A 22114-nucleotide genomic window follows, 5' to 3' on the forward strand; every position below is an offset into this window, starting at 1 on the left:
CCGAGGGGGCACCGCAGCGCGCGGTGCCCCCTTCCGCGTCCCCAAGGAGACCCCGCCATGTCCGAGCCCACCGTGCCGCTCGAGCAGCAGCTCGTCGGCGAGACCGACCACTTCGACCTGCCCGACGTCGCGATCGACGTCGACGCGCAGATGCAGGAGGACGGCGTCGTGCCGACCTTCCTCGTCAGCGAGCACGACATCGCCCCCACGAGCCCCCTGGCGCCCACCGACGAGCAGGACGACGAGCAGCCCGACGACGACGGCGACGTCGATGAGGACGAGGAGGTTGCCCCGTGACCGTCTCCGCGCTCGCCGTCGGCCGCCTGCCGCTCGCCAAGACGGCCTCCGGTCACGACCGCTTCTACCGGCGCACCGGCAAGCCGCAGGGCGTCATCCTGCACCACGCCGCGACCACGTCCGACAGCGCACTCGCCGGCGCGTTCGTCTCGCCGAGGCGAGAGCTGTCCGCCAACTACGCGATGCTCCGCAACGGCGACCTCATGGCCGTGCTGCACGAGGAGTACCGCGCCTTCACGTCCGCTTCGCCGAAGGCCGACAGCTGGGGCATCACCATCGAGGTCGTCAACAGCAGCGGCGCCCCCGGCTGGCACATCAGCGAGCGGTCCTTCGACATGCTCGCCCGCTGGCTCGCCGACCTCTCCCAGCGGTGGGGGTTCCCCCTCAACCGGCACACGGTCATCGGCCACCGCGAGGTCCTCGCCCGCTTCGGGCAGGGCTACGCCACCGCCTGCCCCGGTGGAATCTGGCCCCGCATGGACGAGCTCATCGCGCTCGCCAACCGCTACCGCTCGGGCGCGTCCGGCCAGCCCGCTCCTGCCAAGCCGCCGACGCCCGCCAAGCCGTCGACACCCGCCCCGGCGAAGCCGAAGGGCGCCGCCCTCCTCGAGGGGCACGGCGTCGGCGACTCCGTCAACGTCTCGCGCTGGTACGCCTACAGCAACGCCGCCCTCACCAGCGGCAAGCGGCTGGTCAGCGGCACCTACCGCATCATCGGCGTCACCTACCGGCACCGCGGCGGCGAGCCCGTCCTGCACGTCCAGGACCCCCACGGCCGCAAGACGTGGATGCACTACTCCGCCATCGACGGCGTCATCAAGGGGGCGCCCGCGAAGCCCGCTCCGAAGCCCGCTCCCAAGCCGGCAGGCAAGAGCGTCGCGCAGATGGCCGCCGAGGTCCTCGCGGGCAAGCACGGCAACGGCCACGCGAACCGGCAGCGGTCGCTCGCCGTCAACGCCGCCACCTACGCGAAGGTGCGCGCCGAGGTCAACCGGCGCGTCTGAGGGGAGCCCCACGCATGGCGGAAGCCCCGAACCCCTGGGATCTCGTCCTCGGGCAGATCGGCAAGCTCGAGGAGAAGGTCGACCGCGTCGGCGAGCGCGTCGTGCCGCGCGACGAGTTCGAGCGGTACAAGACGCACCAGGAGAAGGCGCACGCCGAGCGCGCGGCCGCCGTCAAGGAGGTCGCGTCCGACCTCGCGGCGCACAAGGAGAAGCTCGCCGAGCGCGACCGCGCGGACACCGCGCGCGAGCAGGACGAGCGGGCACGGTGGCGGCTGTTCTGGGCGGGGGCGATCCTCTCGCCCGTCGTCGCCGGCGTGCTCGCGTGGCTGATCAGCGGAGGGATGGCCCGATGACCGACACCAGCACCCCCGAGCCGACCGAGCAGGTCGCGCTCGAGCCCATAGACGAGGCGCCACGGCCGAAGCGGAGCCTCGCCGTCGCCTCCTACGTCATGGTCGGCACGGCCGCGCTCGCGATCATCGCGCTGCCGATCGTGCTCGGCTACCTCCTCGCCGAGGAGCACGGGCGCTCCGACTACTGGCGCGCCCAGTTCATCCGGTACTGCGTCGAGGACACCGGATGCGACGCGCGCGCCGAGCTCGCGCAGGAGCCCGCCGCGCCCGCCCCCGCGGCCGAGCCACTGCCGGGGAGCCCGGCCGCGACGGCGCCCCCGGCCGTCCCGGCCGCGACGGCGTCGACGGCGAGGACGGTGAGCCGGGCGAGGACGGCCAGGACGGCCTCGACGGTGCCGCCGGGACCGCGGGCGCCGCCGGTGAGGCCGGGCCCCCGGGCGCCGACGGAGCCGCGGGCGCCGACGGCAGCCCAGGCGCGCCCGGTGTCGACGGCAAGGACGGCCGCGGCGTCGCCTCGATCACCTGCAGCACCGCGACGCCGCTCGAGCTGACGGTCACCTACACCGACGGCACCACCAGCACCATCGCCTGCACGACGCCCGTCGGGCCGGCGCCCACCACCCCGCCTGAGGAGCCAGCACCATGACCATCCCCGCCACCACCCAGCAGGCGCACCCGTGGCGCGCCGCCTGGCGTACCGCCGTCGAGGTGGGCGCCGTCCTCTCCGCTGCCGCGATCGCCGCGGGCCCGCTGCTCAGCGACTTCGTCGCGCACTTCTGGCCGGGCTCCGCAGTCGTCCCGTGGATCGCAGGCACCATCGCGTTCCTCTCGGCGCTCGCCGGACTGCTCGCCAAGCTCGCCGCGCTCCCGCAGGTCGACCGGCTCCTCGAGCTGCTCCGCCTCGGCTCGGCGCCCGGTGTCGGCCGTCACGCCAAGGAGCGCTGACCGCAACCCCATCGCACGACAACGCCCCTCCCTCGCAGGCTTCGGCCGCGAGGGAGGGGCGTTCTTCGTCGTCCGGCGCTAGTCCGCGCAGAAGATCGTGAGCGCCGACTCGATCATGAGCTCCTGGTTGGCCGGGTTGTCCGTGAACTGCGGCACGTTCACGCCCTGCCGCTTGCAGATGAGCAGAGCGGTCGCCTCGATCCAGTGGGGCTCGGGCGGGAGCGTGTCGACCCATCCGGCGGACACGGCCTCGACCAGACGGGCCTGGGCCTCCTCGACGTCGTAGGCGGCAGGCACGTTGACCTGCTGCGCGACGGGCGCAGCCGGCGCGGGCTGGGTCGTCGCGCAGCCCGCGAGGACAAGCGATGCGGTGAGGGCGGCGAGGACGAGCGCGGCAGACGGAATCGAGTTCACCTCACGAAGGTAGCGGGATGGGGGACGACACGTCGAAGACTTCTGCGGAATCCGCACCTTCCCTCATGGCGTACCACGGTGGTACGCTCACACCATGACGACCCCCGCCACCCCCCTCCGCTTCTACGTCGGCCCCCGCGGCGAGACCACGCCCGTCGTCGACATGAGCGGCGACCCGCTCGTCCCCGCTCTCCCCGCCCACATCTAGCCAGGCGGCTACGCTCGGGCGCGTGCCCGACCACTTCCTCACGCTCGCCGACATCGCCGAACGCGCGGGCCTCACGGTCGGCGCCGCCAGGCAGGCCCACAAGCGCGCGACAGCGAACCGCGCAGCAGGCGCCCCGGCCGCCGGCGACCTGCCACCCGAAGACATCCGGCTGGGGCTCACCCCCGGCTGGCGCGCCGAGCACGTCGCCGACTGGATCGCCGCGCGGCGCGACCGCTCGGGCTGACCGTCTACGCTCCCGCCATGCCGATCGCCGTACTCTGCCCGACGCATGGCCCCTTCGAGTCCCGGATGTTCCGGTCGAAGCGGGGCGGCACCGTGCAGCTGCTCAACAACCTGGAGGGATGCCCGCGCTGCGGTCGGCTGTCGCCCGTCATCGACGGCACCTACGCATTCGACGAGCGCGGCATCGCGACGGCCCTCTCGGCGCCCGCATGGTCGATCGACGCCCTCCGCGCGATCCAAGAGCCACTCCGACTCGTCGCCACGAAGCTCGCCGACCCGGCCGTCGCCGACGACGCAGCGGAGCGGATCGTCGAGCGCGTCGTGGAGATGCTCGAGAAGCGCGACGCCGCGACTGCAGCGGCCATGCGCGCGAGTACGAAGGGGAAGCCACGCAGCAAGGTGCTCGCGGTGGTCATGGCGATGCTCGTGGCTATCGGTGCGGTCGTCGACCTGCACGATGCGGGCGAGATTGCCGGCGACGTCGGTGCCGCGATCGCGGACGTCTTCGATGACCGGAAGGCGTCGAGCGACTAGGCGCGGCTGCTGTGCTTGGCGGGTCGGGCCGCGTAGCCCGGCCGATGGCCGGCGGGAGGTTCCTGCGGTGGGGCCTTCTGGGGCACGAGGGGGCGTGAGGGCGGGAGGTCGCCGCCGGAGAGCGAGCGGCGGCTGGCGTGCTCGTAGAGCGCGAGGACGCCGTCGTGGGCGTGGTCGAGGGTGCCCCAGTAACCGATGAGGCGTCGCTGGCTGCGGTCGGTCTCGGGGGAGACGGCGCGGTAGTAGGGCTCGCGGTTGGGGCCTAGGACGAGCAGCCGCACGACCGCGATGGGGCGGCCGTCGAGCGGGTGCAGCACGTCCCACTCGCACGGCCTGATCGTCACGGATTCGAACATACATTCGACCCGGCAGACACGCTAAGAGCGTCGATGCCTGATGGTCGGCCGCCAGCGTGCCGCCAGCGGTGCCCGCTGCAGGGAGTTGAGTGCGCGAGCACTGGCCCGCACGAGATCTCTCACCAGGTCGGATCCCTGACCGGCGTAACCGTGGCCATCGTTGGCGGCGTCTCGACGTGCCGAAGCCTCGCCGGCGTTCTTCGTTCGGCCGTAGCAGTCCTCGACGTTGCGGCGGAGAGCGCGCAGCGCGAGATGTTCCGCCTCGACCAAGTCTTCGATGCCGAGCGCGACGAGGGCTACCTCGACTCGCAGAAGCGCGTCCTCCATGCGGAGGCGAGCCGCGGTGATGTCCCGCCCCTTCTCGTCCCAGGCGGCTTGCCCGTCACCCGAAGGGCTCGCCGCGACGCGCGCGAAGTAGTGCCCGAATCGCACGAAGAAGTCTCGAGCTTCGTGCATGCTCGCGGCGAGAGCCGGTTCCGCGGCTTGGAGGCGACCGAGGCGATGAGCGCGGTCAGCGCGGAGCGCTTCGCCGCGCTGCGTGATGACGGCCACTGCTAGCGCTGCCACCGCGGCGATCAACGCGGCTGCGAGTGCCACCGTCGTGGCGTTGAGTTCCATGCTCGGAGTCTGCCAGTCGCGCGCCATCCCAGAAAAAGTGTTGCATCGTGTTGCACTCTAGTGCAACATCATGCTACACTTTAGATGTCGGCAGGGAAGCCGACAGGGAGGAGGAACCGGTGGAAATCATCGAGTTCCTGACCGCCACCGTTCAGGCGGCAACGGCGGTCATCCTCTTGATCGTGACACTTCGCGAAACGCGCAAGGTGCGCAAGCGGAGGAAGCGATAAGGGGAGGGCCCGAGGTGGAGAAATCACCTCGGGCCCGACCCCCACATCATAGGACCGGGAGGAGAACCATGGAAGGCCTGCAGACCATCACGCTTGTCATCTCGATCGTCGCGCTCATCGTCGCGATCGCCGCACTCGTCGTCGGGCGCCGTCGTGGCTGACGACTGGCTCAAGCGGCTCTCGACGGCGGCGGTGAACCTCGAGCAGGCGCGCAAGCAGCGGGACGAGCTGGTCGTCGAAGCTGCAGCCGCGAACGTGCCCCGCGCCCACATTGCCACCGCCGTCGGGCTCTCGCGCGCGCATGTCCACAGGCTCATCCGCGACGCCGCTGGCGCCGGCGGCGCTGATGCCTGACACCCTAAGTGGCACCCTACGGGCAGGACGATCCGCGCCGACCGGGTGCAACCGAGGGTGCTGACCCGCGGGAATCCGCTGAATCCGCGGCACCGATGACAACCGAGGCTCTGCGACCGCATCACTCGTAATGAATAGGTCGGGAGTTCGATTCTCCCAGGCGGCACCACGGAAGGCCCCCGCAGCAGCGGGGGCCTTCGTCGTGCTCGGGGCAGGCGGATTCCCAGGAAGCCGCGCTTGCCGCGCCGCGCGCGCTGCGGATATCGTTCGAGCATCGAACTTTTCGATCTTGAAAGGAAGCAGCATGGTGCGCAGCCTGGCCGATGCCCTCGGCGCTCCTGTCGAGTGGGCCCGCCCGAGCCACGACCTCTGGGTCGCGACGCAGCGCGAGGGGGAGCGCACCTGGTTCCTGGGCTTCATCGAGCTCGTCGACGACCTCCACGTCTGCGTCGACGGCTACGGCGACCTGCTCGGCAGGTTCGCGCAGATCGAGACCGCGCAGGCGGCCTTCGTCGCCGCGGCGGCGACCGCCGAGCCGGAGCCTGAGGTCGAGCTCGAGGCGGCGCCCGCTCGGGAGCCGGTGCTCGCGTGAGCATCGAGCTGCTCGTGGCGCTGCTGGCGTCCGGCGGCGGCGCCGGGCTGGTGGTGGCGGTGCTCGCCGCGCTGGAGCCTGTGCGCCCCCGGCCGCACTCCGCCCTCGACGACCGCCCTCGCCCCATCGTCTGAGCGCGGCGCGACGAGGCGGCGATCGGTAGTCTGCCCCCATGGCCCGTGGCATCCTCATCGTCGACGTCCAGAACGACTTCACCGAGGGCGGCGCCCTCGCGACCCAGGGCGGCGCCGCGGTGGCGGCGGCCATCAGCGAGCATCTGCGCACGCACGACTACGACCTCGTGATCGCGAGCCGCGACTGGCACGACGCCGACGGCGACAACGGCGGCCATTTCGCCGCGGGCGAGCCCGACTTCGTCGACTCCTGGCCCGTCCACTGCGTCGCCGGCTCGCCGGGGGCCGACTACCACCCCGCGCTCGACGCGCTCGCGATCGACGTCCACATCCGGAAGGGCCAGGGGCGGCCCGCCTACTCGGCCTTCGAGGGGGAGACCGAGGAGGGCGAGACCCTCGACGAGATCCTCGAGGAGCAGGGCATCGACGAGCTCGACGTCGTCGGCATCGCGACCGACCACTGCGTGAAGGCATCCGCCCTCGACGCCGTGCTCGCCGGTCGCGCGGTGCGCGTCATCGACGGCCTCACCTCCGCCGTCTCGGCCGAGACTCGCGCGGCGGCGCTCGACGAGCTGCGCGACAAGGGCGTGCAGGTGGTCGCGCACGCCTGAGCGCGCGTCAGGGTGGCCGGCACCCGCTTCGCCGAATAGGTAGCGTCGCTACATGTAGCATGTCTGCATGACCGAGGCTCCCGCTCCGCGCCGCCGCCTGCACACCTGGCTGCGCGTCCTCCTGCCCGCCCTGCTCGTCGTCGCCTGGATCGGGGCGGCCGCCGCGGGCGGGCCGCTCTTCGGCCGCATCGAGGAGGTCTCGTCGAACGACCAGACGAGCTTCCTGCCCGAGAGCGCCGAGTCGACGCAGGTGCAGGGGGTGCTCGGCGACTTCTTGGGCGACGACGAGCTGCCGGCGATCGTCGTCGCCGCGGCCGACCGCGCGCTCACCGACGACGACCTCGCCGCCCTCGAGGCGCTCGCGGCCGACGTCGCCGAGCAGGAGGGCGTCGTCGGCGCCTCGCCGCTCATCCCGAGCGACGACGGCCGAGCGGCCCAGCTCGTCGCGGTGCTCGACGCGTCCGAGGGCGCGCCCGAGCCGGGCGAGGCGGTGGAGGCGCTGCGCGCGGTCATCGCCGCTGCGGGGCTCCCCGCCGGCCTCGAGGTGGCCGTGACGGGCCCCGCGGGCTTCACGGCCGACATCGCCGAGGCCTTCTCCGGCATCGACGGCATCCTGCTCCTCGTGGCGCTCGCCGCGGTGCTCGTCATCCTCGTCGTGGTCTACCGCTCGCCGCTGCTGCCGATCCTCGTGCTCTCGACCTCGGTCGCGGCGCTCTCGCTCGCGATCCTCGTCGTCTTCTCGCTCGCGAAGGCCGGCGTGCTGACCCTGAGCGGCCAGACGCAGGGCATCCTCTTCATCCTCGTCGTCGGCGCCGCGACGGACTACGGCCTGCTCTACACCGCGCGCTTCCGCGAGGCGCTCGGCGAGGAGCGCTCGGCATGGCGCGCCACGGTGCGCGCGTGGCGCGGCTCGTGGGAGCCGATCCTCGCCTCGGGCGGCACCGTGATCGCGGGCCTGCTGTGCCTGCTGCTCTCGGACCTCGTCTCCAACCAGCAGCTCGGCCCCGTCGCCTCGATCGGCATCGCCGCCGCGATCCTCGCGGGCCTGACGATGCTCCCCGCGCTGCTGCTCGCGTTCGGGCGCGCCGCGTTCTGGCCGGTCGCGCCGACGCCCGAGCGCCCCCGCCGCGCCGATCCCGAGCGCGGCCTGTGGGGCCGGGTCGCCCGCCTGGTCGACCGGCGGGCCCGCGCCACCTGGATCGTCTCGGCGCTCGTGCTCGGCGCCGGCGCCGTGGGCCTCGTGCAGCTCGAGGCGGAGGGCGTGCCCTCGAGCGAGTTCGTGGTGGGGGAGTCGGAGGCCCGCGACGGCCAGGCGCTGCTCGGCGAGCACTTCCCGGGCGGCACGGGCACCCCCGCCTACGTCGTCGTCGACGAGGGGGACGCGGCGGCGGCCGCCGAGGTCGTGGGCGACGTCGAGGGCGTCGACGGCGTCGCGATCTCGAGCGCGGCCGCGCCGGGCGGTGCGATCCCCGTGCCGACGCCGCCCGGCCCCGCGTTCGCCGACGCGGCGCCCACCGTCGTCGACGGCCGCGTGCTGCTGCAGGCGACGCTCGCCGACGCCCCCGACTCCGAGGCCGCGCAGGCGACGGTCGTGGCGATCCGCGACGCCGTGCACGAGGCGAGCCCCGGCTCGCTCGTCGGCGGCACCACCGCCGCCTCGCTCGACACGAACACGACCTCCTCGCGCGACCGCGCGCTCATCATCCCCGTCGTGCTCGCCGTGATCGCGGTGATCCTCGCCCTGCTGCTGCGCTCGGTCGTCGCCGCGGCGCTGCTGCTCGTGACGACGGTGCTCTCGTTCGCCACCGCCCTCGGCGTCGGCGCGCTCATCCTGCACGCGCTCGGGATCCCGGCGATGGATCCCTCGGTGCCGCTGTTCGCCTTCGTGTTCCTCGTCGCGCTCGGCGTGGACTACAACATCTTCCTCATGACCAGGGTGCGCGAGGAGGTCGCGCACCGCGGGCACCGCGAGGGCGTCCTGGCGGGGCTGCGGGTGACGGGCGGGGTGATCACCTCGGCGGGCGTCGTGCTCGCGGCGACCTTCGCGGCGCTCGGCGTGATCCCCGTGCTGTTCCTGCTGCAGCTCGCGATCATCGTCGCGCTCGGCGTGCTCATCGACACGACGATCGTGCGCTCGCTGCTCGTGCCCGCGCTCGCGCTCGAGCTGGGGCCGCGCACCTGGTGGCCCTCGAAGCTGGCGCGCGAGCGCGCGGCCGCCGGGCGATAGCCTTGCCGAGGCGATCCCGGGCAGCCGGCCCGGTCGAGCGCCGCACCCGGAGGAGGAGCCCCATGACCGACGCCGCTCGCGAGACCGCAGTCCTCGACGCCGTCCACGGCAGCCTGTTCATCGACGGCGAGTGGATCGACGGCGAGGACGGCACGATCGAGGTGCGCGACCCCGCCACGGGCGAGGTCATCAAGACGATCGCGAACGGCTCGGTCGCCGACGGCGTGCGCGCGCTCGACGCCGCCGTCGCCGCGCAGGAGGACTGGGCGCGCACGCCCGCGCGCGTGCGCGGCGAGATCCTGCGGAAGGCCTTCGACCTGCTGCAGGAGCGCAAGGAGGAGTTCGCGCTCCTCATGACGCTCGAGATGGGCAAGCCCCTCGCGGAGGCCCGCGGCGAGGTCGCCTACGGCGGCGAGTTCCTGCGCTGGTTCTCGGAGGAGGCCGTGCGCATCGACGGCCGCTACACGATGACCCCCGAGGGCACGGGCCAGATGATCGTGAGCCACCGCCCCGTCGGCCCGTGCTTCCTCATCACGCCCTGGAACTTCCCGCTCGCGATGGCCACCCGCAAGCTCGGCCCCGCGCTCGCGGCGGGCTGCACGGCGGTCGTGAAGCCCGCGACCCTCACGCCGCTCACGACGCTCGCGCTCGTGGGGCTGCTCGAGGAGGCGGGACTGCCGAAGGGCGTCGTGAACGTCATCACGACGAAGTCGACGGGCGCGCTCTCGGAGCGGCTGCTCGGCGACGACCGCCTCCGCAAGGTCTCGTTCACGGGCTCGACGCCCGTGGGCGTGCAGCTGCTGAAGCTCGCGGCAGACAACGTGCTGAAGTCGTCGATGGAGCTCGGCGGCAACGCGCCCTTCGTCGTCTTCGAGGACGCCGACCTCGACAAGGCGGTCGAGGGCGCGATGCTCGCGAAGTTCCGCAACATCGGCCAGGCGTGCACCGCGGCCAACCGCTTCATCGTGCAGGAGTCGATCGCCGACGAGTTCGCGGCGCGCATCACCGCGAAGGTGCAGGCCATGAAGGTCGGCCGCGGCACCGAGGAGGGCGTCACCATCGGACCGCTCGTCGAGGACAAGGCGGTCGCGAACGCGAAGCGCCTCGTCGACGAGGCGGTCGCGAAGGGCGCGCGCGTCACGACGGGCGGCGAGGCCATCGACGGCCCGGGCTCGTTCTTCCAGCCCACCGTGCTCGACGGCGTCTCGCCCGACATGTCGGTCTCGATCGAGGAGATCTTCGGGCCCGTGGTCGGCATCCAGCGCTTCTCGACCGAGGACGACGCCGTGCGCCTCGCGAACGCGACGGAGTACGGCCTCGTCGGCTACGTCTTCACCGAGGACGCCAAGCGCGGCCAGCGCATGATCGAGCGGATCGACACGGGCATGATGGGCCTGAACGTGGGCGTCGTCTCGAACGCGGCGGGCCCCTTCGGCGGCGTGAAGCAGTCCGGCCTAGGCCGCGAGGGCGGCGCCGAGGGCATCCACGAGTACCTCGAGACGAAGTACACGCTCATGCCGAACCCCTTCGCCTGATCCGGCCGGCCGGCATCGTCCGGCCGGGGTCTGACGGAGGCCCGTCCCGCACCTGCGCGGGACGGGCCTCCGTCGCGTCAGACGAGATCGACGACGAGCTTGCCGGCGACGTGGCCGTCCATGAGGCGGCGGTAGGCCTCGGCGGCGCGCTCGAGCGGGAAGCGCTCGACGACGGGGATGTCGAGGTCGCCGGAGGCCGCGAGGGCCGCGAGCTCGTCGAGGGCGCCGGTGCGCTCGAGGTCGGTCGCGACGCCGCGGGCGCCGTGCGCGCCCTTCGTGGCGATCGCGATGCAGCGCTCGATCGTCACGTCGGCCTCGAGCGCCGCGGCGACCCCCTCCGCGTTCGCGCAGTCGAAGCACGCGTCGATGGGCTGCAGGTGCAGGAGGCGATCGGCGAGGCCCTCGCCGTACGCGACGGGCTCGGCGCCGAGCGACCGCAGCATCGCGTGGTTCGCGGGGCTCGCCGAGCCGATCACGCGCGCGCCGCGCAGCACCGCGAGCTGCACCGCGATGCGGCCGACGCCGCCCGCGGCGCCGTGCACGAAGAGCGTCTCGCCCGCGCGGATGCCGAGGCTCTCGACGGCGTCCCATGCGGTGCGGCCGGCGACGACGAGGCTCGCGGCGACGCCCGCGTCGAGGCCCTCGGGGATGCGCGCGATGCGCTCGCGCTCGGGCGTGACGACCGTCTGGTCCTGCATCGCGCGCGTGCGGGCGGAGCCGAGGACGCGATCGCCCACGGCCCAGCCCTCGACGCCCTCGCCGACCTCGTCGATCGTGCCGGCGATGTCGTTGCCGACCCCGAGCGGCGGCTCGAGCCCGCGCGCGGTCGCGGCGGGCGTGCCGCCGAAGATCTTCCAGTCGACGGGGTTGAGCGCTGCCGCCTCGACCCGGATCCGCACCTGGCCGGGGCCCGCGTGCGGCGCCTCGACCTCCCGCACCTCCAGGACCTCGGGGCCGCCGAACCGCTCGTGCATCACCGCTCGCATGCCCTCACGCTACGCCGCACGGGCGGCGGCGCGGCTCAGTCGGCGGGCGCGAGGAGCTGATGGGCCGCGAGCTCGCGGTAGAGCGGGGAGACGTCGAGCAGCTCGTCGTGCGTGCCCGTCGCGAGCACGCGGCCGCCGTCGAGCACGACGATCTGGTCGGCGTCGACGACCGTGGCCAGGCGATGCGCGATCACGAGCGTCGTGCGCCCCTCGCTCGCGAGGTCGAGCGCGGCCTTCAGCGAGGCCTCGTTGCGGGCGTCGAGGTTGGCGGTCGACTCGTCGAGCAGCAGCACGGGGGCGGAGGCGAGGAGCGCCCGGGCGATCGCGAGCCGCTGGCGCTCGCCGCCCGAGAGCAGCACGCCGCCCTCGCCGACCTCCGCGTCGAGCCCTGCCGGCGACCGCGAGACGAGCGAGGAGAGGTTCACGGAGGCGAGGGCCGCCTCGAGCTCGGCGTCGGTCGCGTCCGGCGCGCCGAGCCGCAGGTTGTCGCGGAGCGTGCCGGCGAGCACGGGGGCATCCTGCTCGACGTAGCCGATGCGGGCGCGGAGCGAGGCGCGGTCGACGTCGCGCACGTCGACGCCGCCGACGAGCACCCGGCCGCCCGTCGCGTCGTAGAAGCGCTCGACGAGCGCGAAGGTCGTCGACTTGCCGGCGCCCGAGGGGCCGACGATCGCCGTGCGCGTGCCCGCGGGCACCGCGAACGACACCTCATGCAGCACCTCGCGGCCCTCGCCGCCCGGGTAGGCGAAGCGCACGCCCTCGAACGCCACCATCGGCGCCGCGGGCACGGGCACGAGCGCCGCGTCGGCGTCGCCGTCAGCCTCGGAGGGCAGGCGCACGATCTCCTGGATGCGACCGAGGGCGCCGAGCGCGACCGAGATCGCCGCGATCGCGCCCGCGAGCTGGCCGAGCGGCATGATCATGAGGAAGAGGAACAGCAGGAAGCCGACGAGCTGGGCGATGCCGATCTCGCCCGTGGCGACGCGGAGGCCGCCCACGCCGAGCACGACGAGGAAGGCCAGCTGCACCGCGACGCCGAAGATCGGCACGACGAGCGCCGAGATGCGGGCGACCCGGATGCCGGCGCCGAAGGCGTCGCCTGCGCGCGCGCCGATCGTGTCGACCTCCCGCTCCGTGGCGCCCGCGGCGCGCACCGTGCGCACGGCGCCGATCGCCCGCTCGAGGGCCGAGGTGAGGTGGCCCACCTGCTCCTGGGCCGCGGCGGAGGCGCGCGTCAGCAGCGGCATGACGACGAGCATCGCGGCGATCGCGCCAGCGAGCACGAGCACGGTGAGGCCGAGCAGCAGCGGATCGATGACGAGCATGGCGATGACGGCGCCGACGATCGTGAGGAGGCCGCCGATCGACTCGACGAGGCCCTGGGTGAGCACGGCGCGCAGCAGGGTGGTGTCGGCACCGACGCGGCTCACGAGGTCGCCGAGGCGGCGGGCGTCGAACTCGGCGATCGGCAGGCGCAGCATGCGCGCGACGAGCGTGCGGCGCGTGCGCAGCACCACGTGCTCGCCCAGCACCTGCAGCAGGAAGTGCTGGAAGCCGTCGAGCAGGGCGCCAACCACGACGAGCACGAGCAGCAGCGCGGGGAGCCACTCGAGCGGCGAGGAGCGCTCGACGCGCGCGATGAGCTCCTGCGCGAGCGCGGGCTGCGCGAGCGCGGCCGCGGCGCCGAGCACCGACAGCACGATCGCCCCTGCCAGCAGGTCCTTGCGGGGGAAGAGGTAGGGCAGCAGCTCGCGCACGCTCGCGCGCGGGCCCTCGTCGCCCCGTCGTCTGCCGAAGGGTCCTCGTCGCTCGCTCATCGCCCACCATTGTCCCGCGGATGCTGGCCCTCGTGTCACCGCGGGGCGCTAGGTTGAGGAACCGTGCCAGCACCAGTCATCGAGGCCGTGGGCCTGCGGAAGCAGTACGGCGACTTCACTGCCGTCGACGGGATCGACTTCGCCATCCAGCCCGGCGAGGCCTTCGGGTTCCTGGGGCCCAACGGCGCGGGCAAGTCGACGACGATGCGGATGATCGCCGCCACCTCGACGCGCACGGCGGGCGACCTGCAGGTGCTCGGCTTCGACCCCGAGAGCCACGGGCCCGAGATCCGCGCGCAGCTGGGCATCGTGCCGCAGGCCGACCAGCTCGACGAGGAGCTGCGGGTCATCGACAACCTCGTCGTCTACGGCCGCTACTTCGGCCTCCCGCTGCCCTACGTCCGGCGCCGTGCCGAGGAGCTGCTGGAGTTCGCGCAGCTCGTCGAGAAGCGCAAGGCCCGCGTCGACGGCCTCTCCGGCGGCATGAAGCGTCGCCTCACCATCGCGCGCGGCCTCATCAACAGCCCGAAGGCCATGCTGCTCGACGAGCCCACGACGGGCCTCGACCCGCAGGCGCGCCACGTGCTGTGGGACCGCCTCTTCCGCCTCAAGGAGGAGGGCACGACGCTCGTGCTCACGACCCACTACATGGACGAGGCCGAGCAGCTCTGCGACCGCCTCGTCGTCGTCGACCAGGGCCGCATCGTCGCCGAGGGCAGCCCCTCGGCGCTCATCCGGCAGTACTCCACGAAGGAGGTGCTCGAGGTGCGCTTCGGCTCCTCGCGCAACGAGGAGGCCGCGCAGCGGATCGAGGGCATCGGGGACCGCATCGAGGTGCTGCCCGACCGCGTGCTCGTCTACGACGACGACGGCGAGGCCGCGATGTCGGCCGTGCACGAGCGCGGCCTCCAGCCCATCACGAGCCTGGTGCGGCGGTCGAGCCTCGAGGACGTCTTCCTCCGGCTCACCGGCCGCTCCCTCATCGAATGAGCGCGGTCGAGCCCGGCGGCGCGACGCGCACCGGCTGGGTCGCCGGCGACGTCGACCACGCCGCCGTCGCGGGCACCGCGCGGCGATGGGGCTGGTGGTTCGTCGCCGAGCACCGCATCCGCGCCATGCGCTCCTACGTGGTCTCGTGGGCGCTCATCGGCGTCGGCTCGCCGTTCCTGTTCCTCATGGGCCTGGGGCTCGGACTCGGCCTGCTCGTCGACGCCAACCGGGGCTCCCAGGGCGTCGACGGCGTGCCGTACCTGACGTTCCTCGCCCCGGCGCTCGCGATGGCGACGGCCATGCAGACGGCCTCGCAGGAGAACACCTACGGCGTCTTCGGCGGCTTCAAGTGGTTCCCGATGTTCTTCGCGATGCACGGCACGCCCCTCGCGCCGTGGCAGATCGTCGTGGGCTTCCAGGTCTCGGTGCTCGCGCGCGTCGTGCTGCCGCTCGCGGCGTTCGCGGGCGTGATCGCGATCTTCGGCATCGGCGACCCGCTGCGCGCCCTCCTGCTCGTGCCCATCGGGATGCTCCTCTCGACCGCCGTGGGCTTCGCGGTGATGTCGTGGGTCGCGACGCAGACGGAGGACCGCGGCCAGCTCTCGTTCATCGAGCGGTTCGTGGTGGTGCCGCTCACGCTCTTCTCGGGCACGTACTTCCCGCTCGAGACGCTGCCGATCGGCCTGCAGTGGATCGGGTGGATCTCGCCGCTGTGGCACGCTGCCGAGCTCGGCCGGGTCGCGCTCTACGGCGCCGAGCTGGCCCCCGGCATGGTGCTCGTGCACCTGCTCTACCTCGTGGCGCTCGCCGCCGTCACCTGCGGGCTCTCGATCCGCACCTTCCGCAGGAGGCTCGACCGATGACCGCGAGCGACGCCGCCGGCACCGGTGCCGGCACCGGCCTCGACGAGCGCCTGATGCAGGCGCCCGCCCCGACCATCCGCGGGCCGCTGCGCGGCCTCTACGCCGGCAACACCCGCTCCGTGGTCGCCCGCGGCCTGCAGGTGATCGCCAAGAACAACTGGCTCATCGTCGTCACCGGCTTCTTCGAGCCCGTCTTCTACCTGCTCTCGATGGGGCTCGGTCTCGGAGCGCTCATCGGCTCGGTGTCCTTCTACGGCGCCGACGTGCCGTACGCGGCGTACATCGCGCCCGCGCTCATGGCGGTGAGCGCCATGAACGGCGCCGTGTACGACTCCACGATGAACGTCTTCTTCAAGATGAACTTCGCGAAGCTCTACCAGCAGATGCTCTCGACCTCGCTCGGCCCGCTCGACGTCGCGCTCGGCGAGATCCTGCTCGCGCTCTTCCGCGGCCTGCTCTACGCGACGGGCTTCATGGTCGTCACGACGCTGCTGGGGCTGAACCTTTCGTGGACGGCGATCCTCGCGATCCCCGCCGCGCTCGTCATCGCCTTCGCCTTCGCGTCCTTCGGCATGGCGATCACGAGCTACATGAAGACGTTCCAGCACCTCGACTACGTGTACTTCGTGCTCATGCCGATGTTCCTGCTCTCGGCCACCTTCTTCCCCATCGAGGTCTACCCGCAGGGCGTGCAGTGGATCATCCAGGCGATGCCGCTGTGGCACGGCGTCGACATGGTGCGGCAGCTGACGACGGGCCTCATCCAGCCGTCGATCGGGATCCACCTGCTCTACTTCGCGGTCATGATCGTGGCGGGGCTGTGGTTCACGACGCTGCGGCTGCGGGCCCTGTTCCTGCGCTGAGCCCCGAGATCGCGCCCAGGTCGCCCGCCTAGCGTGGGGCCATGCCGCGCGTCCTCGTCTTCGCCCCCGCCCCGTCCCTCACCGTCACGATCGAGCAGCTCGGTGACGAGGCCGACGTGCACCTGCACGTGGGCGGCCAGGGGGTCTGGCAGGCGCGGATGCTCGTGGCCCTCGGCGTCGAGGTGGCACTCGTCTGCACGGTGACGGGCGAGGTGGGCCGCGTCGTGCGGCACCTGCTCGACGACGAGCGGCTCGAGGTCGTCGCGATCAAGCGCGAGGGCATCGCCCCGGCCTACGTGCACGACCGCCGCTCCGGCGAGCGGGAGGCGGTCGTCGAGGAGGACGGCTCCTCGCTCGAGCGGCACGCGCTCGACGACCTGTACTCGGCGACGCTCCGCGAGGCGGCGCGCGCCGACCTCGTCATCCTCTCCGGCCCCGACGGCGACGACGTGCTGCTGCCGGAGGTCTACCGACGGCTCGCGAGCGACGTGCGCGCGCTCGGCCGACCGGTCATGGTCGACCTCGCCGGCCCGCGGCTCGAGGCCGCGATCGAGGGCGGCCTCGACGTGCTGAAGGTGAGCCACGAGGAGCTCGTCGCCGACGGCCGCGTCGCCGACGGGGACGACGAGGCGCAGGCTGCTCGCCGCGGCGCGCGAGCCTGCACGAGGGCGGGATCGGCCTCGTCGCCGTCACGCGCGCGGCCGAGGGCTCGATCGTCGTGGGCGAGCAGGGCGCGTGGCGCGTCTCGGCGCCGAGCCTCGAGCCCGTCGACACCCGCGGCGCGGGCGACTCCTACGCGGCAGGGCTCGCCGCGGTGCTCGCGGACGGCGGCTCGCACGCCGACGCGATCCGCACCGGGGCGGCCGCGGGCGCGGTGAACGCGACGCGCCGCGGCCTCGGCACGGGCGACGCCGAGGCCGTGCGCGCCATCGCGGAGCGCGTGGAGGCTCGCGCCGCTCGGCTGACGCGGCCCGCCCGGCACGACGGAGGGCGGCGCCTCGCGGCGCCGCCCTCCGTCGATGGGTGCTGCTACGGCGCCTCGGCCGCGACCACGAGCGACGAGTGCTCGACGTACTCCTGGTCGCGCGTCTCCTTCGTGAGCCACAGCGCGATGATCGTGAGCACCGCGGCGCCCGCGAGGTAGAGGCCGACGAGGAAGGTCGACCCGCCCGCGGCCGTCCACAGCGCGGTGGCGACGAACGGCGTGAGCGCGGCGCCGAGGATCGACGAGAAGTTGTACGCGATCGCCGAGCCCGTGTAGCGCACGTTGCTCGGGAAGAGCTCGGGCAGGAACGCCGCCATCGGGCCGAAGGTGAGGCCCATGAGCGAGAAGCCGATGACGAGCAGCGCCATCGCCCCGCCGAAGCCGGCCGAGAACAGCGGCACCCAGAGGAGGCCGAACACGACGATGCCCACCGAGACCGCGCCGAGCATCTTCCGGCGGCCGAAGCGCTCGGCGAGCGGGCCCGCGACGAGCGTGAAGACGCCGAAGAACACGACGCCGACGATGAGCATCCACAGGAAGTCGGTGCGCTCGTAGCCGAGGCCCGCGACCTCCGCGTCGACCGCGCGGGTGCCGTAGGTGAGCGTGAACGTGGTCATCAGGTAGAAGAGCACGTAGGTCGCGAGCATGATGAACGTGCCCTGGATGAGCTGCACCCAGTTGCGGCGGAAGACCGCCGCCAGCGGCAGCTTCACGACCTCCTTGCGCTCGACGACCTTCGTGAACGCGGGGGTCTCGAGGAGCGAGAGGCGCACCCACAGGCCCACGATGACGAGGATCGCGGAAGCGAGGAACGGCACGCGCCAGCCCCACGCCTGGAAGTCGGCGTCGCTCATCGAGAAGGCGATGGCGATGAACGTGACGTTCGCGAGGATGAAGCCGATCGGCGCGCCCAGCTGCGGGAACGTGCCCCAGATGGCGCGCTTGCCGGGAGGGGCGTTCTCGGTGGCGAGCAGGGCCGCGCCCGACCACTCCCCGCCGAGGCCGAGGCCCTGGCAGAAGCGGAGCACGGCGAGCAGGGCGGGGGCGAGGATCTCCCAGCCGGGCGTGAGCGCGGTGGGGAGGCAGCCGATGAGGACGGTCGCGATGCCCATCGTGAGCAGCGAGGCGACGAGGGTCGCCTTCCGGCCGACGCGGTCGCCGAAGTGGCCGAAGACGATCGAGCCGACGGGGCGCGCGACGAACGCGACGCCGAAGACCGCGAACGACGACAGCAGCTGGGCCGTCGGGTCGTCCGCGGGGAAGAAGAGCGCGGGGAAGACGAGCACGGCTGCCGTCGCGTAGACGTAGAAGTCGTAGAACTCGATCGAGGTGCCGATGAGGCTGGCGAGGATGACGCGACGGGGCGTGTTCGCCTTGCCCGTCGTCTTGGTGGGGGTGGACATGCTGCTCCGGGAGGGTGGCTTCGCGACGCGTCGTGACCGGGTTGCGGGCCGTGGCGCACGGCGCGCTCGTGACGCGCCGACCGTCTCGGGAGCGTCGTCGATCCCAGGAGGCGGCATCGACCAGGCTAGCCCGGAACCCGGGCCCCGCGTGACCGCCGGGCCCGGGCGCGGCTCAGCCGCGGATCGAGCGGAGCGCGAGCGCGGCCTCGACGACCGCCTCGGCGGCCTCGCGGCCCTTGTCCTCCTTCGAGCCCGGCAGGCCCGCGCGGTCGAGGCCCTGCTGCTCGTCGTCGGTCGTCAGCACGCCGAAGCCGACCGGCTTGCCCGTGCGGATCGCGACCTCCGTGAGGCCGACGGTCGCGGCCTGCGCGACGTACTCGAAGTGGGGCGTGCCGCCGCGGACGATGACGCCGAGCGCGACGGCGCCGTCGGCGCCCGCCTCGAGCGCCGCCTGCGCGACGACCGGCAGCTCGAAGGCTCCCGGCACCGGCAGCTCGACGACCTCGGCACCCATCTCGGCGAGCGCGCGCCGCGCGCCCTCGAGCAGGCCGTCGGCGATCGTCGTGTGCCAGCGGCCGTGGACGATCGCGACCCGCAGGCCCGAGCCGTCGAGGCCGTGGTTCGTGGGGGATCCTGCTCCGGCCATCAGGCCTCTCCTGTCCGCTCGATGATCTCGGGGAGGCGGTGGCCCATGCGGTCCCGCTTCGCCTCCAGGTAGTGGGCGTTGAACTCGCCGACGCCGACGACGAGCGGCACGAGCTCGGTGACGTCGACGCCGTGCGCCTCCAGCTCCTCGCGCTTCAGGGGGTTGTTCGAGAGCAGGCGCACCCGCTCCACCCCCTGCTGCCGGATGATCGCGGCGGCCGCCCCGTACTCGCGCGCATCGGCGGGCAGGCCCAGGGCGATGTTGGCGTCGAGGGTGTCGAGGCCGTCCTCCTGCAGGCGGTACGCCTTCAGCTTGTTGATGAGGCCGATCCCGCGGCCCTCCTGGCCGCGCAGGTACACGACCATGCCGGCGCCGGCCGCCTGGATCTCCTGCAGCGCGGCGTCGAGCTGCGGGCCGCACTCGCACTTCAGCGAGTGCAGCGCCTCGCCCGTCAGGCACTCCGAGTGCACGCGCACGAGCGCCTCGGCGCCGAGCTCGCCCGCGATGATCGCGACGTGGTCGGCGCCGGTCTGGCGATCGCGGTAGGCGGCGATCCGGAACGTGCCGAATCGCGTGGGCACGCGCGTCTCGACCTCGAACGAGACGCGCGCGGTCTCGGCGGCGTCGCGGCCGCGGCACGCGGAGGGGAGGCCGCCGGCGTCGAGGTGCTCGATGAGGTCCTCGATCGTGATGACGGGGAGGTCGTGCTCCTCGCCGAAGCGGATGAGCGAGGGCAGGCGCCGCATCTCGCCGTCGTCCTCGACGAGCTCGCCGATGACGCCGACGGGCGCGAGGCCCGCGAGCTGCAGCAGCTCGACCGTGGCCTCGGTGTGCCCGGCCCGCGCGCGCACGCCGCCCTCGACGGCCCGCAGCGGCACGATGTGGCCCGGGCGCCGCAGGCTCGCGGGGGTGGAGGCCGGGTCGGCGAGCACGCGCAGCGTGTGCGCGCGGTCGTCGGCCGAGATGCCCGTGGTGGCGCGATCGGCGGCGTCGACGGTCACCGTGTAGGCGGTCTGCCGCGCGTCCTCGTTCTCGAGCACCATGAGCGGCAGCGCGAGCGCGTCGGCGCGCTCGCCCGTGAGCGGCGCGCACAGGTAGCCGGAGGTGTGGCGCACGAGGAACGCGATCGTCTCCGCGGTGGCGAGCTGGGCGGAGAGCACGAGGTCGCCCTCGTTCTCGCGGCCCTCGTCGTCGACGACGATCACGGGTCGTCCCTCGCGCAGCGCGGCGATCGCCGCGTCGATGGTGGTGATGCTCATCGGCCCTCCCGCTGGAGCATGCGCTCGACGTGGCGAGCGACGATGTCGGTCTCGATGTTCGCGCGATCGCCCTCGGCGAGCGCGCCGAGCGTGGTGGCGACGAGCGTCTCGGGGATGAGCGAGACCTCGAACCACTGCTCGGCCTCGGCGGCCTCGCTGACGGCCGAGACCGTGAGGCTCACGCCGTCGACGGCGATCGAGCCCTTGCGCACCACGAGGTGCGCGAGCGCGGGGTCGAGCCCGAAGCGCACGGTGCGCTGGCCGTCGCCGTCGCTGACCGCGACGACGCGCGCGGTGCCGTCGATGTGGCCCTGCACGATGTGCCCGCCGAGGCGGCTGCCGAGGGCGGCGGCGCGCTCGAGGTTCACGCGGTCGCCGGCGCTGCGGTCGGCGAGGGTCGACATGTCGACCGAGACCTGCATGACGTCGGCGGTGAAGCTGTCGGCCGTCTGCTCGACGACGGTGAGGCACAGGCCGTTCACCGCGATCGAGTCGCCGTGGCCGGCGTCGCTCACGGCGAGCGGGCCGCGGACCGTGAGGCGCCATGCCTCGCCTGCGCGCTCGAGCGAGACGACCTCGCCGAGCTCTTCGATGATGCCGGTGAACATCACCGCTCCTTCTCTGTCGTGGCCTCGACCAGGAGGTCGCGGCCGAGGTGCTCGAGCCGGGTCACCGCGAGGCGGCGCTGCTCGTCGATCGTCCCGACGCCGAGGTCGTCGAGGGCGGTGCGCGGGCCTCCGAGGAGGGTGGGCGCGAGGTAGACGGTGAGGCGGTCGGCGAGGCCCGCGCGCAGGAAGGCGCTCGCGAGCGTCGGCCCGCCCTCGACGTAGAGGGTCTGGATGCCGTCGGCGGCGAGCGCGCGGAGCTCGCGCTCGAGGTCGCGGGAGGCCGTGCGCAGGCCCCGCGGGTGGCGGCGGAGGGCCGCATCCTCGGGCACGGGCCGGTCGCCGAAGACGACGGGCAGCGGCTGCGGCGCGTCCTCGCCGTCGATGCGGGCGGTGAGCTGCGGGTCGTCGGCGAGCACGGTGCCGGTGCCGACGGCGATGGCGTCGTGGGCCGCGCGCTCGCGGTGCACGTGCGCGCGAGCCTCGGGGCCGGTGATCCAGCGGCTCGTGCCGTCGGCCGCGGCCGCGCGGCCGTCGAGCGACTGCGCCCACTTCACGGTGACGCGCGGGCGGCCGGTGCGCTGCACGAAGAGCCAGTCGGCGATGAGCGCCTCGCCCTCGGGCTCGCCCGTGCGCTCGACCGCGACGCCCGCTGCCGCGAGCCGCGCCGCGCCGCCGCTCGAGGCCTCGCCGGGGTCTGCGGCGGCGTGGACGACGCGCGCGATGCCGGCCTCGAGCAGCGCCTCCGCGCAGGGGCCCGTGCGACCGGTGTGGTTGCAGGGCTCGAGCGTGACGACGGCGGTCGCGCCGCGCGCGGCGCCCGGGGCGAGGCGCGAGAGCGCGTCGACCTCGGCGTGGGGGGTGCCAGCGCCGCGGTGCCAGCCCTCGGCGAGCACGTCGCCGGCGGGGGAGAGCAGGACGGCGCCCACCTGCGGGTTGATGCCGCGGGGTCCGCGCAGCGCGAGCTCGCGGGCGCGGGCCATCGCGGCCTGCTCCGCTGGCGAGATCCCTGGCATGACGTCCTCTCCGAACGCGCGCGGGG

General features: G+C 73.3%; 27 protein-coding genes and 1 pseudogene. 18 read left to right on the top strand and 10 right to left on the bottom strand.

Translation table 11 applies throughout. From position 1 onward, the window contains the following. Positions 1-57 precede the first annotated feature (57 nt). The 5 genes from OVA14_RS07270 (at position 58) to OVA14_RS07290 (ending at position 2599) form a co-directional block, all read left to right on the top strand. Positions 58-297 (top strand): hypothetical protein, encoded by a 240-nt coding sequence (locus OVA14_RS07270; RefSeq protein WP_267503267.1) that lies wholly within the window; start codon positions 58-60, stop codon positions 295-297. Further along, positions 294-1301 (top strand): N-acetylmuramoyl-L-alanine amidase, encoded by a 1008-nt coding sequence (locus tag OVA14_RS07275; protein ID WP_267503268.1) that lies wholly within the window; start codon positions 294-296, stop codon positions 1299-1301. Before OVA14_RS07270 ends, OVA14_RS07275 begins: the two co-directional genes overlap by 4 nt. A 14-nt stretch (positions 1302-1315) precedes the next feature. Then, a complete protein-coding gene (locus OVA14_RS07280; protein WP_267503269.1) occupies positions 1316-1654 on the top strand; it encodes a flavin reductase family protein in 339 nt (112 codons plus the stop codon). Further along, positions 1651-2205 (top strand): hypothetical protein, encoded by a 555-nt coding sequence (locus tag OVA14_RS07285; protein WP_267503270.1) that lies wholly within the window; start codon positions 1651-1653, stop codon positions 2203-2205. The genes OVA14_RS07280 and OVA14_RS07285 overlap by 4 nt, the downstream gene beginning before the upstream one ends. Before the next feature lie 91 nt (positions 2206-2296). Further along, positions 2297-2599 carry a hypothetical protein gene (locus OVA14_RS07290; protein WP_267503271.1) on the top strand — a complete coding sequence of 101 codons (303 nt, stop codon included), beginning with the start codon at positions 2297-2299 and terminating at the stop codon, positions 2597-2599. Positions 2600-2677: 78 nt separating this feature from the next. Here OVA14_RS07290 and OVA14_RS07295 read toward each other — a convergent pair whose 3' ends face one another. Continuing rightward, on the bottom strand, positions 2678-3013 hold the full coding sequence (locus OVA14_RS07295) for a hypothetical protein (RefSeq protein ID WP_267503272.1): 336 nt from the start codon (positions 3011-3013) through the stop codon (positions 2678-2680). Positions 3014-3243: 230 nt separating this feature from the next. On the opposite strand from OVA14_RS07295, the gene OVA14_RS07300 reads away from it, so the two are divergent. Both OVA14_RS07300 and OVA14_RS07305 read left to right on the top strand, forming a co-directional pair. Continuing rightward, a complete protein-coding gene (locus tag OVA14_RS07300; RefSeq protein WP_267503273.1) occupies positions 3244-3465 on the top strand; it encodes a hypothetical protein in 222 nt (73 codons plus the stop codon). 17 nt (positions 3466-3482) lie between these two features. Further along, positions 3483-3998 carry a hypothetical protein gene (locus OVA14_RS07305; protein WP_267503274.1) on the top strand — a complete coding sequence of 172 codons (516 nt, stop codon included), beginning with the start codon at positions 3483-3485 and terminating at the stop codon, positions 3996-3998. Here the strand turns inward: OVA14_RS07305 and OVA14_RS07310 are convergent. Together OVA14_RS07310 and OVA14_RS07315 are read right to left on the bottom strand one after the other, a co-directional pair. Beyond that, complete coding sequence (locus OVA14_RS07310) at positions 3995-4342, bottom strand: hypothetical protein (RefSeq protein WP_267503275.1); 348 nt, start codon at positions 4340-4342, stop codon at positions 3995-3997. The two genes, OVA14_RS07305 and OVA14_RS07310, sit on opposite strands and share 4 nt — an antisense overlap. Before the next feature lie 33 nt (positions 4343-4375). Continuing rightward, positions 4376-4972 carry a hypothetical protein gene (locus OVA14_RS07315; RefSeq protein ID WP_267503276.1) on the bottom strand — a complete coding sequence of 199 codons (597 nt, stop codon included), beginning with the start codon at positions 4970-4972 and terminating at the stop codon, positions 4376-4378. A 383-nt stretch (positions 4973-5355) separates the two neighbouring features. Between OVA14_RS07315 and OVA14_RS07320 the strand changes: the two genes are divergently transcribed. The 6 genes from OVA14_RS07320 to OVA14_RS07345 all read left to right on the top strand — a co-directional run bounded on the left by OVA14_RS07320 (position 5356) and on the right by OVA14_RS07345 (position 10655). Then, positions 5356-5556, top strand: a complete 201-nt coding sequence (locus OVA14_RS07320) for a hypothetical protein (protein WP_267503277.1) — start codon at positions 5356-5358, stop codon at positions 5554-5556. A 304-nt stretch (positions 5557-5860) separates the two neighbouring features. Continuing rightward, positions 5861-6148 carry a hypothetical protein gene (locus tag OVA14_RS07325; protein ID WP_267503278.1) on the top strand — a complete coding sequence of 96 codons (288 nt, stop codon included), beginning with the start codon at positions 5861-5863 and terminating at the stop codon, positions 6146-6148. After that, on the top strand, positions 6145-6282 hold the full coding sequence (locus OVA14_RS07330; RefSeq protein WP_267503279.1) for a hypothetical protein: 138 nt from the start codon (positions 6145-6147) through the stop codon (positions 6280-6282). Before OVA14_RS07325 ends, OVA14_RS07330 begins: the two co-directional genes overlap by 4 nt. 38 nt (positions 6283-6320) lie before the next feature. Beyond that, positions 6321-6893, top strand: coding sequence for an isochorismatase family protein (locus tag OVA14_RS07335; protein WP_267503280.1), 573 nt, complete (start codon positions 6321-6323; stop codon positions 6891-6893). Positions 6894-6960: 67 nt separating this feature from the next. Next, the gene (locus OVA14_RS07340) at positions 6961-9120 is read left to right on the top strand and encodes an MMPL family transporter (protein ID WP_267503281.1); all 2160 of its coding nucleotides are present in this window, start codon (positions 6961-6963) and stop codon (positions 9118-9120) included. Positions 9121-9182: 62 nt separating this feature from the next. Then, positions 9183-10655, top strand: coding sequence for an NAD-dependent succinate-semialdehyde dehydrogenase (locus tag OVA14_RS07345; RefSeq protein ID WP_267503282.1), 1473 nt, complete (start codon positions 9183-9185; stop codon positions 10653-10655). A 77-nt stretch (positions 10656-10732) separates the two neighbouring features. On the opposite strand, the gene OVA14_RS07350 is transcribed toward OVA14_RS07345, so the two are convergent. Both OVA14_RS07350 and OVA14_RS07355 read right to left on the bottom strand, forming a co-directional pair. Further along, on the bottom strand, positions 10733-11641 hold the full coding sequence (locus OVA14_RS07350; protein WP_267503283.1) for an NADP-dependent oxidoreductase: 909 nt from the start codon (positions 11639-11641) through the stop codon (positions 10733-10735). Positions 11642-11676: 35 nt separating this feature from the next. Beyond that, a complete protein-coding gene (locus OVA14_RS07355; protein WP_267503284.1) occupies positions 11677-13458 on the bottom strand; it encodes an ABC transporter ATP-binding protein in 1782 nt (593 codons plus the stop codon). Positions 13459-13521: 63 nt separating this feature from the next. On the opposite strand from OVA14_RS07355, the gene OVA14_RS07360 reads away from it, so the two are divergent. The 5 genes and pseudogenes from OVA14_RS07360 to OVA14_RS13835 all read left to right on the top strand — a co-directional run bounded on the left by OVA14_RS07360 (position 13522) and on the right by OVA14_RS13835 (position 17318). Further along, on the top strand, positions 13522-14448 hold the full coding sequence (locus OVA14_RS07360) for an ABC transporter ATP-binding protein (protein ID WP_267503285.1): 927 nt from the start codon (positions 13522-13524) through the stop codon (positions 14446-14448). Beyond that, the gene (locus OVA14_RS07365) at positions 14445-15311 is read left to right on the top strand and encodes an ABC transporter permease (protein WP_267503286.1); all 867 of its coding nucleotides are present in this window, start codon (positions 14445-14447) and stop codon (positions 15309-15311) included. Before OVA14_RS07360 ends, OVA14_RS07365 begins: the two co-directional genes overlap by 4 nt. Positions 15312-15364: 53 nt before the next feature. Next, entirely contained in the window at positions 15365-16174 is an 810-nt protein-coding gene (locus OVA14_RS07370) for an ABC transporter permease (protein WP_267505522.1), read from the top strand. A 41-nt stretch (positions 16175-16215) separates the two neighbouring features. Next, positions 16216-16776: pseudogene (locus OVA14_RS07375) on the top strand (PfkB family carbohydrate kinase); the annotation flags it as partial. Positions 16777-16892: 116 nt separating this feature from the next. Beyond that, positions 16893-17318, top strand: coding sequence for a PfkB family carbohydrate kinase (locus OVA14_RS13835; protein ID WP_420710567.1), 426 nt, complete (start codon positions 16893-16895; stop codon positions 17316-17318). Here OVA14_RS13835 and OVA14_RS07380 read toward each other — a convergent pair. The 5 genes from OVA14_RS07380 to ribD form a co-directional block, all read right to left on the bottom strand. Next, entirely contained in the window at positions 17204-18562 is a 1359-nt protein-coding gene (locus OVA14_RS07380) for an MFS transporter (RefSeq protein ID WP_267503288.1), read from the bottom strand. The genes OVA14_RS13835 and OVA14_RS07380 overlap by 115 nt on opposite strands. Positions 18563-18734: 172 nt before the next feature. Then, positions 18735-19208, bottom strand: coding sequence for a 6,7-dimethyl-8-ribityllumazine synthase (gene ribH / locus OVA14_RS07385; RefSeq protein ID WP_267503289.1), 474 nt, complete (start codon positions 19206-19208; stop codon positions 18735-18737). Next, positions 19208-20467, bottom strand: coding sequence for a 3,4-dihydroxy-2-butanone-4-phosphate synthase (gene ribB, locus OVA14_RS07390; protein ID WP_267503290.1), 1260 nt, complete (start codon positions 20465-20467; stop codon positions 19208-19210). Before ribB ends, ribH begins: the two co-directional genes overlap by 1 nt. Then, positions 20464-21075 (bottom strand): riboflavin synthase, encoded by a 612-nt coding sequence (locus OVA14_RS07395; protein WP_267503291.1) that lies wholly within the window; start codon positions 21073-21075, stop codon positions 20464-20466. The genes ribB and OVA14_RS07395 overlap by 4 nt, the downstream gene beginning before the upstream one ends. Then, a complete protein-coding gene (gene ribD / locus OVA14_RS07400) occupies positions 21075-22055 on the bottom strand; it encodes a bifunctional diaminohydroxyphosphoribosylaminopyrimidine deaminase/5-amino-6-(5-phosphoribosylamino)uracil reductase RibD (RefSeq protein WP_267503292.1) in 981 nt (326 codons plus the stop codon). The genes OVA14_RS07395 and ribD overlap by 1 nt, the downstream gene beginning before the upstream one ends. Between the last annotated feature and the right edge of the window lie 59 nt (positions 22056-22114).

The organism is Agrococcus sp. SL85 (assembly GCF_026625845.1).
In the GTDB taxonomy this organism is placed as follows: Bacteria; Actinomycetota; Actinomycetes; order Actinomycetales; family Microbacteriaceae; genus Agrococcus.